The 13,333-nt window shown below is 71.8% G+C and carries 13 protein-coding genes; 5 read left to right on the top strand and 8 right to left on the bottom strand.

What is annotated here, in order from left to right:
- The first annotated feature begins 30 nt into the window (after positions 1–30).
- From ACESMR_RS12365 to ACESMR_RS12375, 3 genes are read left to right on the top strand one after another with little or no spacing between them, the layout of a single operon-like run.
- Complete coding sequence (locus tag ACESMR_RS12365) at positions 31–510, top strand: RNA polymerase sigma factor (protein WP_373047383.1); 480 nt, start codon at positions 31–33, stop codon at positions 508–510.
- A gap of 2 nt (positions 511–512) precedes the next feature.
- Positions 513–1,289 (top strand): ActD-like protein, encoded by a 777-nt coding sequence (locus ACESMR_RS12370; RefSeq protein WP_373047384.1) that lies wholly within the window; start codon positions 513–515, stop codon positions 1,287–1,289.
- Positions 1,289–3,688: a caspase family protein gene (locus tag ACESMR_RS12375; protein WP_373047385.1), complete on the top strand. Its 2,400-nt coding sequence runs from the start codon at positions 1,289–1,291 to the stop codon at positions 3,686–3,688. The genes ACESMR_RS12370 and ACESMR_RS12375 overlap by 1 nt, the downstream gene beginning before the upstream one ends.
- Here the strand turns inward: ACESMR_RS12375 and ACESMR_RS12380 are convergent, their stop codons facing one another.
- From ACESMR_RS12380 to argC, 3 genes are all read right to left on the bottom strand, one after another.
- Positions 3,689–4,141: a hypothetical protein gene (locus ACESMR_RS12380; protein WP_373047386.1), complete on the bottom strand. Its 453-nt coding sequence runs from the start codon at positions 4,139–4,141 to the stop codon at positions 3,689–3,691. It abuts the gene before it with no gap.
- Between the two features lie 95 nt (positions 4,142–4,236).
- Entirely contained in the window at positions 4,237–5,073 is an 837-nt protein-coding gene (argB, locus tag ACESMR_RS12385) for an acetylglutamate kinase (protein WP_373047387.1), read from the bottom strand.
- A complete protein-coding gene (gene argC / locus ACESMR_RS12390) occupies positions 5,070–6,125 on the bottom strand; it encodes an N-acetyl-gamma-glutamyl-phosphate reductase (RefSeq protein WP_373047388.1) in 1,056 nt (351 codons plus the stop codon). The genes argB and argC overlap by 4 nt, the downstream gene beginning before the upstream one ends.
- A 269-nt stretch (positions 6,126–6,394) precedes the next feature.
- On the opposite strand from argC, the gene ACESMR_RS12395 reads away from it, so the two are divergent.
- Positions 6,395–6,970: an outer membrane beta-barrel protein gene (locus ACESMR_RS12395; protein ID WP_373047389.1), complete on the top strand. Its 576-nt coding sequence runs from the start codon at positions 6,395–6,397 to the stop codon at positions 6,968–6,970.
- Between the two features lie 79 nt (positions 6,971–7,049).
- Here the strand turns inward: ACESMR_RS12395 and ACESMR_RS12400 are convergent, their stop codons facing one another.
- From ACESMR_RS12400 to ACESMR_RS12420, 5 genes are all read right to left on the bottom strand, one after another.
- Complete coding sequence (locus ACESMR_RS12400; protein WP_373047390.1) at positions 7,050–7,739, bottom strand: hypothetical protein; 690 nt, start codon at positions 7,737–7,739, stop codon at positions 7,050–7,052.
- A gap of 94 nt (positions 7,740–7,833) precedes the next feature.
- Positions 7,834–8,226: a hypothetical protein gene (locus ACESMR_RS12405; protein ID WP_373047391.1), complete on the bottom strand. Its 393-nt coding sequence runs from the start codon at positions 8,224–8,226 to the stop codon at positions 7,834–7,836.
- Positions 8,223–10,301, bottom strand: a complete 2,079-nt coding sequence (locus ACESMR_RS12410; RefSeq protein WP_373047392.1) for a thioredoxin domain-containing protein — start codon at positions 10,299–10,301, stop codon at positions 8,223–8,225. The genes ACESMR_RS12405 and ACESMR_RS12410 overlap by 4 nt, the downstream gene beginning before the upstream one ends.
- A gap of 100 nt (positions 10,302–10,401) precedes the next feature.
- Positions 10,402–10,941, bottom strand: a complete 540-nt coding sequence (locus ACESMR_RS12415) for a hypothetical protein (RefSeq protein ID WP_373047393.1) — start codon at positions 10,939–10,941, stop codon at positions 10,402–10,404.
- A gap of 66 nt (positions 10,942–11,007) precedes the next feature.
- Entirely contained in the window at positions 11,008–11,646 is a 639-nt protein-coding gene (locus ACESMR_RS12420) for a DedA family protein (protein WP_373047394.1), read from the bottom strand.
- A 135-nt stretch (positions 11,647–11,781) separates the two neighbouring features.
- Here ACESMR_RS12420 and ACESMR_RS12425 point away from each other — a divergent pair, with 135 nt between their 5' ends.
- Entirely contained in the window at positions 11,782–13,281 is a 1,500-nt protein-coding gene (locus ACESMR_RS12425; RefSeq protein WP_373047395.1) for a sigma-54-dependent transcriptional regulator, read from the top strand.
- The last annotated feature ends 52 nt before the right edge of the window (positions 13,282–13,333 follow it).

The raw sequence follows: 13,333 nt of genomic DNA on the forward strand, positions 1-13,333 counted from the left end.
CCTCTACGGCGTAAGCGAGGAGATTGCTTCGTGGCCGTCGACGTGCAGGCGCTCTACACCCAATTCGGCCCGCTGGTCCTGCGCCGGTGCAGGAAGCTCCTGCGCGACGAGGACCAGGCCCTCGACGCGATGCAGGACGTCTTCGTCCTGCTGCTCCGCAACGAGGCCCGCCTCGACGACGGCGCGCCCTCCTCGCTCCTGTTGCGCATGGCGACCAACGTCTGCCTCAACCGGATCCGCGGCGCCGGCCGCCGGCCCGAGGATCCGGAAGAGGAGACGCTGCAGCAGATCGCCTGCGCGGACGATGCGGAGTCGCGCTCCCTCGCCCGCTCGGTCCTCGGCCGGATCTTCGGCAGGGAGCTCGAGTCGACGCAGGCGATCGCGGTGATGCACCTGGTGGACGGGATGACGCTGGAGGAGGTGGCCCGCGAGGTGGGCCTCTCCGTCTCCGGCGTCCGCAAGCGGCTGCGCACGCTCAAGGCGAACGTCGCCGCGCTGCAGGAGGTCTAGCGATGGAGCGGAACCGAACCCCCGACTGGCTGCTCGAGCGCCTCGTCGCCGGCGATCTGCCGGACTCCGAGGCGGCGGAGATCCAGCGCCGTGTCGCTGCAGAGCCCGACGGGCCGCAGCGCCTCGCGGCGATCCGCGCCTCGAACGAGGCGATCCTCGCCGCCCACCCGGCGCCGCGGCTGGCTGCGGCGATCCGCCACCGGGCGGAGGGCCAGGCCCCGAAGAAGCGGCGCTTCTCGCCCTTCGCCCTCACCCTGGCGGCGCCGGCGGTGGCTATCTTCCTCGTGCTCTTTCTCCAGGACACCACGCCGGACGTCCCCGGCGAGCAGCTGCCCCCGGAGGTCATCCGCCTCAAGGGCGACGGGCCGAAGCTCCTCGTCCACCGCCAGCGCGCCGGCGAACCCGAGCGCGTGGCCGAGGGGAGCGAGGCCCGGGCGCGGGATCTGCTCCAGCTCAGCTACCAGGCCGGCGGCGCCGCGTACGGCGTGGTCGTCTCGGTGGACGGCAACGGCAACGTGACCCGCCACCTCCCCGCGAACGGCACCACCGCCGCTGCGCTCGATCCCGACGGCGCCGTCGCGCTGCCCGCGTCCTACGAGCTCGACGACGCACCGGCCTTCGAGCGCTTCTTCCTCGTCTCCGCAGCAGCGCCCTTCTCCGTCGAGCAGGTCGTCGACGCAGCCGCGTGGCTGGCGAAGAGCGCAGCCCCCGAGAGCGGTGAGCTGCCCCTGCCGCCCTCGCTCCGCCAGACCTCGTTCCTCGTCAAGAAGGTGCCGTGATGCTGCGCTTCCTCGCCCTCTCCCTCGCGCTGCTCCTGCCCGCGCTCGCCGACGCGAGCGGCGGCACCATCCGCCGCTTCGCCCTGGTGGCAGGCGCGAACGACGGCGGCGCCGCGCGCACCGAGCTCCGCTACGCCGCGAGCGACGCGGCTGCGGTGGCCCGCGTCCTCGAGGAGCTCGGCGGCGTGGCCCCTGCCGATCGCCTCCTCCTCGTCGATCCCGACAGAGCCGGCATGCAGGCGGGCCTCGCCGAGATGCAGCACCGCCTCGCAGCAGCCCGCGCTGGCGACACGCGGGTGGAGCTCTTCGTCTACTACTCCGGTCACTCCGATGAGGAGGGGCTGCTCCTCGGCGAGGAGCACTTCACCTACGGCGAGCTGCGCCAGGCCCTCGAGTCGCTCCCCGCCGACGTGCGGGTGGCGATCCTCGACTCCTGCTCCTCCGGCGCCCTCACCCGCCGCAAGGGCGGCGTGCGCCGCGCCCCCTTCCTCGTCGACGCCGCGAGCAAGGTGAAGGGCCACGCCTATCTCACCTCCTCGTCCGCCGACGAGGCGGCGCAGGAGTCGGATCGGATCGGCGCCTCCTTCTTCACCCACTTCCTCGTCTCCGGTCTGCGCGGCGCAGCGGACAGCACCCGCGACGGCAAGGTGACCCTGACCGAGGCCTACCAGTTCGCCTTCGCCGAGACGCTGGCGCGTACCGAGAAGACGAGCAGCGGCGCGCAGCATCCCGCCTACGAGATGCAGCTGGTGGGCACCGGCGATCTGGTGATGACCGACCTGCGCTCGACCGCAGCGGGGCTCGTGGTCGAGGAGTCGATCCACGGCCGCATCTACGTCCGCGACGCTGCCGGCGCGCTGGTGGTGGAGCTGCGCAAGGCGCCCGCCACGCCGGTGGAGCTCGGCCTCGCCCCCGGTGCCTACGTGGTCACCGTCGAGGATCGCGGCAGCCTCTCCGAGGCGAACGTCGTCCTCGCCGAGGGCAAGCGCTCGACGCTGGCCCGGGCGCAGCTCCGCTCGGTCGAAGGCGAGCGCAACCGCGTGCGCGGCGACGACGCCGTCGACGAGTCGGAGTACGTGCGCGCCCCCTTCGTCCTCGGCCTGGTGCCCGGCTCCAGCACGCTGCCCTACGGCGTTCCCGAGGATCGGGTGACCACCGGCATCGGCTTCAACCTCGTCGGCAGCCGCACGGCGCGCCTCGACGGCGTCGACGTCGGCTTCGGCCTCAACTGGCACACCGAGCGGGCCTCCGGCGCGATGCTCGCGATCGGCGGAAACCTCGTGGGCGGCGACACCAGCGGCGCGCAGTTCGCCGTGGGCTTCAACCACACCGGCGGCTCCCTCGACGGCGTGCAGGCCTCGGTCGGCTACAACGGTGCGGGCGAAGACGTCTCCCTGGGCCAGGCTGCCGTCGGCGCCAACTTCGCCGGCGGCGACGTGCGCGGCTTCCAGGCCTCCGCCGGCGCCAACTGGGCGGAGGGCGCCGTCGCCGGCGCGCAGCTCACCTCGGGCTTGAACGTGGCCCGGGGCGGCCTGCGCGGCGTGCAGGGCTCGAGCGGCGTCAACTGGGTCGCCGGAGATGCGAGCGGGTTCCAGGCCACCGCCGGCGCCAACGTGGTGGACGGTGGCCTCGTCGGTGCGCAGCTCGGTCCCGCCAACGTGCTCACCGGCGCGTCGATGGGGCTCCAGGCAGGCGTGGCCAACTGGTCGCGGGCCTCGTTCAGCGGCCTGCAGCTCGGCGGCGGCTTCTCCTGGGCCCGGGAGCTCGAGGGGGCGCAGATCGGCGTGATCAACGTCGGCGGCAACGTCGACGGCGCGCAGATCGGCGTGATCAACGTCGCATCTGGCACCGTGAACGGCACCCAGATCGGCGTCGTCAACTACGCGGACGAGGTCGACGCGCCTCTCGGCGTGCTCAGCGTGGTGCGCAATGGCCGCTTCAACCTCGACCTCTGGGCCGACGAGACCAGCGCCGGCAACCTCGGCCTCAAGATCGGCGCGCGGCATTTCTACGGCATCTTCACCGCAGGCGTCGGCGGCAGGGAGACCAGCGAGGGCGATCAGCGCTGGACCGCGGGCCTCGGCTTCGGCGGCCATGTCCCGGTGGGCAATCCGGCGCTCTCCTTCCTCAACCTGGAGCTCCTCGCCCGGCAGGTCCACTACGGCAGCGATTGGTCGACGGAGGCGGGCGAGAATCACCTCGTCTCCACCCTGCGCCTCGGCGCCGGCTGGCAGATCGCTGAGCGCTTCGCGCTGGTCGCCGGCCCCAGCGTGAACGTCTCCGTGGCGGAGACGGATCGCGGCGGCTTCGGCCTCTTCGGCGAGGCGGCGACGGTGGAGTCGAACGACGAGGCCACCGTGCGGATGTGGCCCGGCTTCTTCGTCGGCGTCCAGATCTGATCAGGGAAAGGTAGGCGGAAGCTGCAGCGTGGCTTCCGCCTGCCTGCAGGCGACCGGGCAATCCTCCGCAGCCCGGATCGCCTCGTAGTCCGGCCGGAAGACCTCCCGGGCGATCTCCGCGCCGTCCCGCTCGACCACGATGGAGATCGTCTCGGCGGTACCGAAGACGAAGAGCGTCCCCAGGCTGTTGCCGGGCCCCGGGCTCAGCGTCACCGCCGGGTTGCTGCACTCGGCGGCGGTGTCGTCCTCGCCGTCCTGCCGCGGGAGCTCGGTGACGCAGGTCACCTCCTCGCCGCCGACGTTCACGCGCACCGTCCAGATCCCCGACTCGGCGCTGCTGCCCCCCAAGGTGAGGAAGAAGCCGTCGGTGCAGGAATCGGCCTCGCACTCGACGTCGTCGTCGCCGCACGATCCGAGCGCGAGCCCGGCGAGGAGCACGATCGCTTTCCGCATGGAATCCTCCCGCGCGAGCACGCACAGGAGGCGAAGGTGGTGCCGCCTCGCCCCTGGCGCGAGCCCCGGGCGGGCGGCCCTCCGAGCGTGAGACTTCAGCCCTGTAGGAAGACGGTACCGGCGCTGCCCGGCGCGCGGACTTCGGCGAGGACCTGCCCCGGCGCTGCGCCGCAGACGTGCACCGCCTCGATCCCCGCGTCCAGCCCGCGGATTGCCTCGAGCACCTTGGGGATCATCCCGCCGGAGATGACGCCCTGGTCGATGAGGCCTTCGGTCTCCGCCGGGGTGAGGCGCCCGATCCGGGTGGAGGGATCCTTCGGATCCCGTAGCACGCCGGGCACACCCGAGACGAGGAGGAGCCGGGCCGCCCCGAGCTCCGCGGCGATCCGCGTCGCCACCGTATCGGCGTTGATGTTCCAGACCCCGCCCTGCGCGTCGCCGGCGATCGAGGCGATCGCAGGCACCCAGCCCCCTGCGGCGAGGTGCTCGAGCAGCTCCACGTTCACGCCGGTGACGTCGCCGACGTAGCCGAGATCCACCGGCTCCGACGGCCCGCCCGCGATGACGCGGGGCGGCCGCTTCACCCCGTCGACGAGGCCGCCGGAGACGCCGTGCAGGCCGAGGACACGCACGCCCTCCGCCCGCAGCAGCGCGGCGAGATCGACGTTCACCTCGCCGGCGAGGGCCTGCTTCATCACCCGCAGCACCTGCTCGTCGGTGACGCGGCGACCGGCGATCTGCCGGGGCTCGAGGCCGATCCGCCTGGTGAGCTCGGTGGCCTGCGGCCCGCCGCCGTGCACGATCGCCACCTTCACACCCGCGTCGTGGAAGGCGCGGATCGCCTCGGCTAGACCAGCCAGCTTGCCCGGCGCGATCAACTCGCCGCCGATCTTCACCACGTACCAGCGGCCCTTCTCCGCGGCGAAGCTCACGGCCACAGCCCCGGCTCGCGCAGGGTGAGGCTCTCGTCCCAGCCCATCATCGCGTTGAAGGCCTGGATCGCCTGGCCGGCGCCGCCCTTCACCAGGTTGTCGAGGGCGGAGAAGCAGACCACCGAGCGACGCCCGCCGAAGGGCTCGGAGATCGAGAAGCCCACCTCGACGTAGTTGGAGCCAGCCACCGCCACCACCTCGGGCTGCCTGCCGCCTTCGACGACGCGGATGAAATGCTCGCCGTCGTAGAGCTGGTGCCACGCCTTCTGGAGCTGCTCGGCGCTCACCGACTCGGGCACGTCGACGAAGGAGGTGGCGAAGATGCCCCGCGGCAGCGGCGCCGACACCGGGATGAACTCGAGCTGCGCGTCGCCGGCGCCTGCGTCCCGCAGCGTCTGCAGGATCTCCGGGTTGTGCTGGTGCTGCAGCGGCTTGTAGGTGCGCAGGTTGGCGGCGCGGAGCGGGTGGTGGGTGGTGATGGTCGGGTTGGCGCCGGAGCCGGAGGAACCGGTGGCCGCCACCGTGCGGATCGGCCCGCGGAGCAGCCCCGCCTTCGCCAGCGGCGCGAGGCCCAGCGCGATGGTGGTGGCGAAGCAGCCGGGCGAGGCGACGTAGCGCGCCTTCGCGATCGCCGCGCGGTTGAGCTCGGGCATGCCGTAGGCGAAGGTGCCGAGGCGCTCCGGCGCCGGATGATCGACGCCGTAGAACTGCTTGTACTCGGCGAGGCTGCGGAGCCGGAAATCGCCGGAGAGGTCGACGATCCGCACCGGCAGATCGAAGAGCTCCATCGCCACCTTCGCGGTGGTCTTGTGGGGCATGGCGAGGAAGACCACGTCGGCCCCTGCAGCCGCTTCCTTCGGCGCCATCTGCTCGAAGCGCAGGTCGGTGAGGCCGGCGAGGTTGAAGTGCACCTCGCCCACCGCCTTGCCGATGTTGTCGGCGGCGGTGACGCGGATCACCTCGACGTGCGGGTGGAAGAGCAGGCGCCGCAGGATCTCCGCGCCTCCGTAACCCGTGCCGCCGATGAGTACCGCCTTGATCCGCTCTGCCATCGCTGGTGCCTTTCGTGTCAGGTGCGGGGGGACACTAACGCAGCCGGGGAGCGCACCCAACCGCCCAATGGCCACCGATGGGGCCTTGTAGACGCTCGTTTTCCATGTAGGAGGCGCCCTTCCACGTGCGCACGGGCGCTTCCGTGTGCCGACAGCGCAGGCGTGGCCGGAACGTTGACTTTTTGGAGAATGCTGGGATAGCAAGCCGCGGAGTTACTCGTTCCGGTGTGTAACGAAGTTGGCGGCCCCAGCGCCGCGGAGTCTTCACGATGCGCATCCAGTCGCTTCTTTTCGCCGCAGCTCTCCTTGCCCTCCCCACCGCAGCTGCAGCCCAGACCCAGGCCCGCGGCCCCTCCGTCCTCCAGCCCGGCGAGTTCAGCGTGGGCGCGGAGATCCTGCCCGCCGACGTGATCAACGCGCAGTTCCTCGCTGCCACCTCGGACAACGGCGCCACGCCCTCCACCGGCTTCAACCTCCGCTACGCCTTCGACAACCGCCTCGCCCTCATCGGCACCCTGGGCTTCAGCCTGGTGACGGTCGCCGACGACCAGGACGATCCGGCGGCGCGCTACTCGGTGGGTGTGGGTGGCCAGTTCAACCTGATCCAGAGCGGCCCCACCGCCTTCTTCTTCCGCGGCGGCCTCCAGTTCATCCCCCGCGACGACGACGGCCCGGACGATCAGGAGCTGGGCGTGCGCCTCTGGGCGGGCCCGGGCGTCGAGGCCCGCGTGGCCGATCCGCTCTCGATCGCCTTCTACACGTCGCTCCTCGATCTCCAGCTCGGCGGCGACACCCGCTTCGACCTCGAGATCGTCCCCACCGTCGGGATGTGGCTCTACTTCTGATCGCGCGATCGGAAGGCTGACGCAGAAAGAGGCCTCTCACGCGAAGTGGGAGGCCTCTTCTCGTTCCTGCACGGCTTCGCTACCAGGCGAGGACGATCCACGCGCAGCCGACGCACGCCGAGGCGCCGCCGACGATGCCGCGGGTCCAGCGGGGATCGACGTGCAGCCCGGCGCCCCTGCCGGCGAGGGCCACGGCGCCGCCGAGGAGCGCGGCGCCGATCATCGAGATCACCACGCCGAAGCCGAAGGCCAGGACCGCGAGCCCCACCAGCAGGGGTGAGCCGGTGGCTGCGGCGGGCAGGAGGAGGAGCAGGCCCCGGAGGCCGGAGACGGCGAGCAGCGCGCCGACCAGGGTGGCGCCGTGGCCGTGGAGCGCGTGGGTGCGCGCGCGGTGCCGCGGCCCCACGTGGACGTGCACGTGCTCGTGCTCCTCGCCGTCGTGCTCGTGGCGGTGGGTGTGGACCTTGAAGCCGAGGGCATCGGCCAGGGCGGCGAAGCCGAGGAGGGCCACCACCGAGCCGCCGAAGATCTCGGCGGTGCGCTCGAAGGCCTCGGGGACGAGGAAGCCGAAGGCGGTGGCGAGGATCGCCCCCACCGCGAGGAGGCCGGCGTGCCCCGCGCCGAAGCGTGCGGCGACGGCGACCGCGTCGCGGAGCCTGCCGTCGCGGCTGGCGAGGGTGCCGAGGGCGGCGAGGTGATCCGGCCCGAGGCCGTGGAGGATGCCGAGGCCGAAGAGGCCTGCGAGGGAGAGGAGCGGGTGCGTTTCCATGGAAGCCTCGGACGACGGACCTTCGGTCGTGCCGGCGTTCCATACCCCACCGGCCTCTTCTCGTCAGGGCGGAACGCGAATCGAAGCGCCGGGCTCAGCCACCGCCTGCAGCACCACCGGCGCCGCCGGAGCCACCAGCGCCACCGGAACCACCAGCGCCACCGGCACCGCCTGCACCACCCGCTCCACCTGCCCCGCCCGTTCCCCCAGCGCCACCTGCACCGATCACCGGCGCACACGGCTCCGCGCAAGCCTGGCTGGCGATCACCCCGCACGAGGCCTGGTCGAGACAGTCGGCGCAGAGCTGCGGCAGCTCCCCCGTCGTGCCCTCCCGATCTTCGCAGCGATCGACGCATTCGTTGAGGGTGAGGTCCGGCAGCAGCTCGCAGAATTGCAGCTTGCCGCACGCCACCTCGCAGTCGTCGGCGCAGCCCGTGGCGAAGAGCGCCGCCCCTGCAGCCAGCACCGCCGCGATCGTCCCTCTCATGCTTCCTCCAGCGCCTGCGCCAGCTCGTCGGCACCCGTCCGCGCCCGCTCGCACGCGAAGTTTCGGCAGACGTACGCAGCCGCCTTGCCGCCCAGGGCACCGCGCCCGGCAACCATCTCCCCCACCCCCTGCTCCGCGGCGAAGGCGAGGATCTCCGGACGGTAACCACGGCGCGCCGCAGCGAGGAGCCCCTCGCGCTCGGGGCCTGCGGGCCCCAGCACCGCCACCTCGACGATCCCCCGGACCTGCAGCCAGGCCGCGGCCAGGAGGTGGCCGAAGGCGAAGGGGTTGCGCCCCATCTCGTCCCGCTGGAGCCGGAGGTAGCGCGAGGCCACCGCCCCCACCCGCTCGTCGCCGGTGAGGGCGTGGATGCGAAGGAAAGCGTGGATCGCGCTGGATCCACCGGAGGGCGTGGCGTTGTCGTGGACCGCCGGCACCCGGTGGAGGAGGCCCGGGCCGTCCGCTGGGTCGAGGAAGAAGATCCCCCGCGCCTCGTCCCAGTACCTGTCGATCATCTCCCCCGCCAGCCCCCGCGCCGCGTCGAGCCACTGCCCCTCGCCGGTGCTCTCGAAGAGCTCGACCAATCCCTCGCAGAGCCAGGCGTGGTCGTCGAGGAAGGCGGGCTGCTTCACCTGCCCGAGGCGGTAGACCCGCTGCAGCCTGCCCTCCACCACCAGCGTGCCGAGGACGAAGGAGGCCGCCCGCCGCGCCTGTTCGATCATCGCCGGCGCACCGAGGAGCCTGCCCGCCGCAGCGAGGCCGCCGATGGCGAGGCCGTTCCAGCCGGCGAGGACCTTGTCGTCGGTGCCCGGGCGGATCCGCGCCATGCGCACCTCGAGGAGCTGCTCCTTCGCCGCAGCGAGCCGCGCCCGCACGTCCTCCACCGGCAGGCCCCGCTCCGATGCGAGCGCATCCGCCGGCTTCGCCACGTGGAGCACCGTCGTCCCGTGATCGAAATTGCCGGCAGGCGTCACGCCGAAATGCGCCGCCGCCAGCTCGCCGAGGTCGTCGCCGAGCGCCGCGCGGATCTCCGCCGGCGTCCAGACGAAGAACTTCCCCTCCACCCCCTCGCTGTCCGCATCCTGCGAGGCGTAGAGGCCGCCGCCGGGATCGGTCATCTCCCGGGCGAGCCAGCCCGCGGTCTCATGGGCGACCCGCTCGTACGCGCCGCTGCCGAAGGCCACCGCCGCCTCGGCGTAGAGGCGCACGAGCAGCGCGTTGTCGTAGAGCATCTTCTCGAAGTGGGGCACCGCCCACGCCTCGTCGACGCTGTAGCGGTGGAAGCCGCCGCCGAGCTGGTCGTAGAGGCCCCGCTGCGCCATGTGATCCAGGGAGAGCCGCAGGGCCCGCTCGGTGGTGGCGCGGTCGGTGGCGCCGAGCCCCTCGATCCCGCGGCCGGCGAGCCGGAGCAGAAAAGCCAGCTCCAGCGGGTGGGGGAATTTCGGCGCGCCGAAGAAGCCGCCGTTCGCCTGGTCGAGCTCCTGTACCAGCCGCGCGCCGGCCTCGACGAGATCGGCAGCGCCGATCTCCCCCTCGCTGGCGCCGATGCCGACGGCGGCGATCTTCCCCAGCCCCTCGGCGAAGGAGGCGGCGCTCTGCTCCACCTCGGCGCGGCGCGTCCGCCACGCCTCCGCCAATGCGCCGAGGAGGCGCGAGAAGCCGGGCAGGCCGTAGCGATCCTCCGGCGGGAAGTAGGTGCCGCCGAAGAAGGGCCTGCCCTCCGGCGTGAGGAAGACGGTGAGGGGCCAGCCGCCGCCGCGGCCCATGAGCTGGACCACGCCCTGGTAGAGGGCGTCGATGTCGGGCCGCTCCTCGCGATCGACCTTGATCGAGACGAAGTGGCGGTTCATCTCCGCCGCCACCGCCTCCACCTCGAACGCGTCCTTCTCCATCACGTGGCACCAATGGCACGCGGCGTAGCCCACCGAGAGGAGGATCGGCTTCTCCTCCCGCCGGGCCTTCTCCAGCGCCTCGTCACCCCAGGGATACCAATCCACGGGGTTGTGCATGTGCTGGCGCAGGTAGGGCGAAGCCTCGTTCGCCAATCGGTTGGTGGGACGATTGCCTTCGGCCACGAGAGTCACCTCCGCTTGCGAGGAGTAGGCGAGCGGCGGCGCTCCCGCCACCCCGGGGTGAGGGGCGAGGGTTGGGCAGGTGACCGTGGTGGGGCCGGGGCTACTCGGCGACGGGGACCGGCTCGGCAGCAGCGGCGGAGGCGGGCGTGGCGGCGGCGCCCTTCTTGCCCACCGCCGGCACCGCCAGCTTCCGCTCGAGCTTGCGGGCCGGCGGCCTCGCGCTGGGCTGGGTGGTGTTGCGGGCCGGGGCGGTCTGCACCGCCAGCGTGACCTGGCCGGCGAGATCCTGCACGGCGGCAGCGACCGCAGCCTCGGTGGCCTCCTGCACCCTTACCTCGGAGCGCGCTGCCCAGAGGTCGATGCGGAGGCGGCTCACCTGCGCGGTGAGGATCACGTCGGTCCCCTCCTTCGCCAGGGTGAGGGAGGCGACGAACTCGGCGTTCCTGCCCTTCGTTCCCCTGCCGGCGACCTCGATCCCGGTCTCCCGGAGGGCCTGCTCGAAGAGGGCGCGCACCTTCGCCACGTCCGACTTCTCGATGCCGGGCGAGATGGCTGCAGCCTCGGTGACCGCGAGGCTCTCGGCGCCGCCGACCGCCGGGGCGGCGAGAAGGGCGAGGGCCAGGGCGATGGACGTGCGCATGAGAGCCTCCACGGCGGGCACCGGTGTGGGTCCGGGTGATTGCGCGCAGGCTACCAGAGGGCCGATCTACTGGGAAGAAGGGCGCTTCCCGCTCTTTTTGCGCCCCAGCACCCATCGCACCAGCAGCCCCGTCGCCACCAGGAAGAGCCCGCCCCAGGCCACGAAGCTGTAGGTGCGGAAGAGGGCCACCAGCCGGTCGAGGTTCTCCCCCACCGCCCAGCCGGCGGCGAGGAGGAGCGCGTTCCAGAGCGCTGCCGAGAGGGCGCCGAGGAGGATCACCCGGCGAAAGGGCATGCCCGCCATTCCCGCGGCGACGAAGAAGAAGCCGCGCACACCCGGGAGGAAGCGGTTGATGAGGATGTAGAGGTCGCCGTGCCTGCGGTAGGCGGCCTCGACCCGGTGGAGTCGATCGAGCCCCGCCCAGCGAAAGCGGCGGGGACTTTCCGGTACCCGACGCTCTGCCGCCGACCCCAGGCGCCTGCCGATGGCGTAGTCGATCGCCGAGCCGACGACGCTGCCCAGCGTCACCGCCAGGAAGACCGCCGCCAGCGGCAGCTCGCCGTGCGTCGCGTAGAAAGCCCCGAGGATCACGATGGAATCCCCGGGAAACGGCGGAAAGACGTACTCGATCAGCGAAGCGCCGAAGAGCGCGACCAGCGCGTAGGGCCCGGTCTCCCGGACCAGCTCGACCAGTGCCTCTTCCATGCGCACGCCGCGCTCCGCGCCCCCGCTGGACCGTGCAGCCCTGCCCCGCCGTACCCCTGCTGCACTTGGCGGGTGAACGGCGGTGCTTATCGTTGGCAGGCCTTTTCCCACAAGGGGAAAGAAAGGGGGCCAACCTTGGTCGACTACAAGATTCTCGCTGTAGACGACGACGCCGCCGCGCTCGAAGCGGTGGTCGACATGCTTCGCGGTGAAGGCTACGAGGTGCACGCTGCCGGCAGCGCCGAGGAGGCGGAGGAGCTGCTCCACCGGGAGAGCTACCACCTGGTTATCACCGACCTGGTGATGCCCGGCAAGAGCGGCATCGAGCTCACCGCCATGGTGAAGGAGAACCTGCCGCAGGCGGTGGTGCTGATGGTCACCGGCCACGCCTCGCTGCAGTCCGCGGTCACCGCCCTCAAGGCCGGTGCCGTCGACTATCTCCAGAAGCCGGTCGATCCCCGCAAGCTGAAGACGCAGGTGGCCCGGATCCTCGAGGGGCGGCCGCTCTACGTGCCCAACCGCCTGCTCACCGAGGGGCGGGAGCGGACCATCGAATTCGACGGGATGGTCTCCCGCTCGCCGCGGATGCGGGCGGTCTTCGAGAAGATCCAGCTCGCTGCAGGAACCGATACGACGGTGCTCATCCGGGGGGAGAGCGGCACCGGCAAGGAGCTCTGCGCGCGCTCGATCCACAAGCGCTCCGCGCGGGCCCGGGGCCCCTTCGTCCCGGTGCACACCGGCGCGATCCCGCAGGAGCTGGTGGCGAGCGAGCTCTTCGGCCACGAGCGCGGTTCCTTCACCGGCGCGGTGGAGCAAAAGCCCGGCAAATTTGAGCAGGCGCAGGGTGGCACGATCTTCCTCGACGAGATCAACACCATGGACGCCCGCACCCAGGTCGGGCTCCTCCGCGTCCTCGAGAGCTTCCGCTTCACCCGGGTCGGCGGCGGCGAGGAGCGCACCGCGAACGTTCGGGTGGTGGCAGCGAGCAACCGCGATCTCGCCGAGCTCGTCTCCGAGGGCCGCTTCCGCGAGGACCTCTACTACCGCCTCAACATCTTCCCCATCGACCTGCCGCCGCTGCGCGAGCGCCGCGACGACATCCCGCTCCTCACCGAGAACTTCCTCGAGCAATTCGCCACCCGCTACAAGAAGCCGGTGCCGATGGTGCCCGAGGAGACGATCGATCTGCTGATGCGCTATCCGTGGCCCGGCAACGTGCGCGAGCTGCGGAACGTGATCGAGCAGTCGGTGATCCTCTGCACCGATGGGCACCTGCGGCCTGAGCTCCTGCCCCGGATGCTCCACAGGGATCGCGACGACGAGGGGAGCCTGCGGATCCCGATCGGCACCAGGATGAAGGACATCGAGCGGGCGGTGATCGCCAAGACCCTCGAGGCCTACCGCTGGAACAAGAACCGCACCGCCAAGATCCTCGGGATCAGCAGGCGCAGCCTCTACAACAAGCTCGAGCGCTACCGGATCGCCAGGGCGGACGGCAATACCTCGGTGCTCGAGGAGCTCTTCGACCGGCCGGCCAACACCGTGCGCCAGCCGGTGCAGCAGCGCGACGAGCCGCGGGACGATCTCCACGATCTGCCCCCGCCGCTCCCGCCGCGGATCGAGGCGGAGCGGTAGCGAGCGCAGGAAGACGAAGCGCCGCCGGATGGCCCCCGGCGGCGTTCTTCGT

The sequence above is a fragment of the Vulgatibacter sp. genome, from assembly GCF_041687135.1.
Lineage (GTDB): Bacteria > Myxococcota > Myxococcia > Myxococcales > Vulgatibacteraceae > JAWLCN01.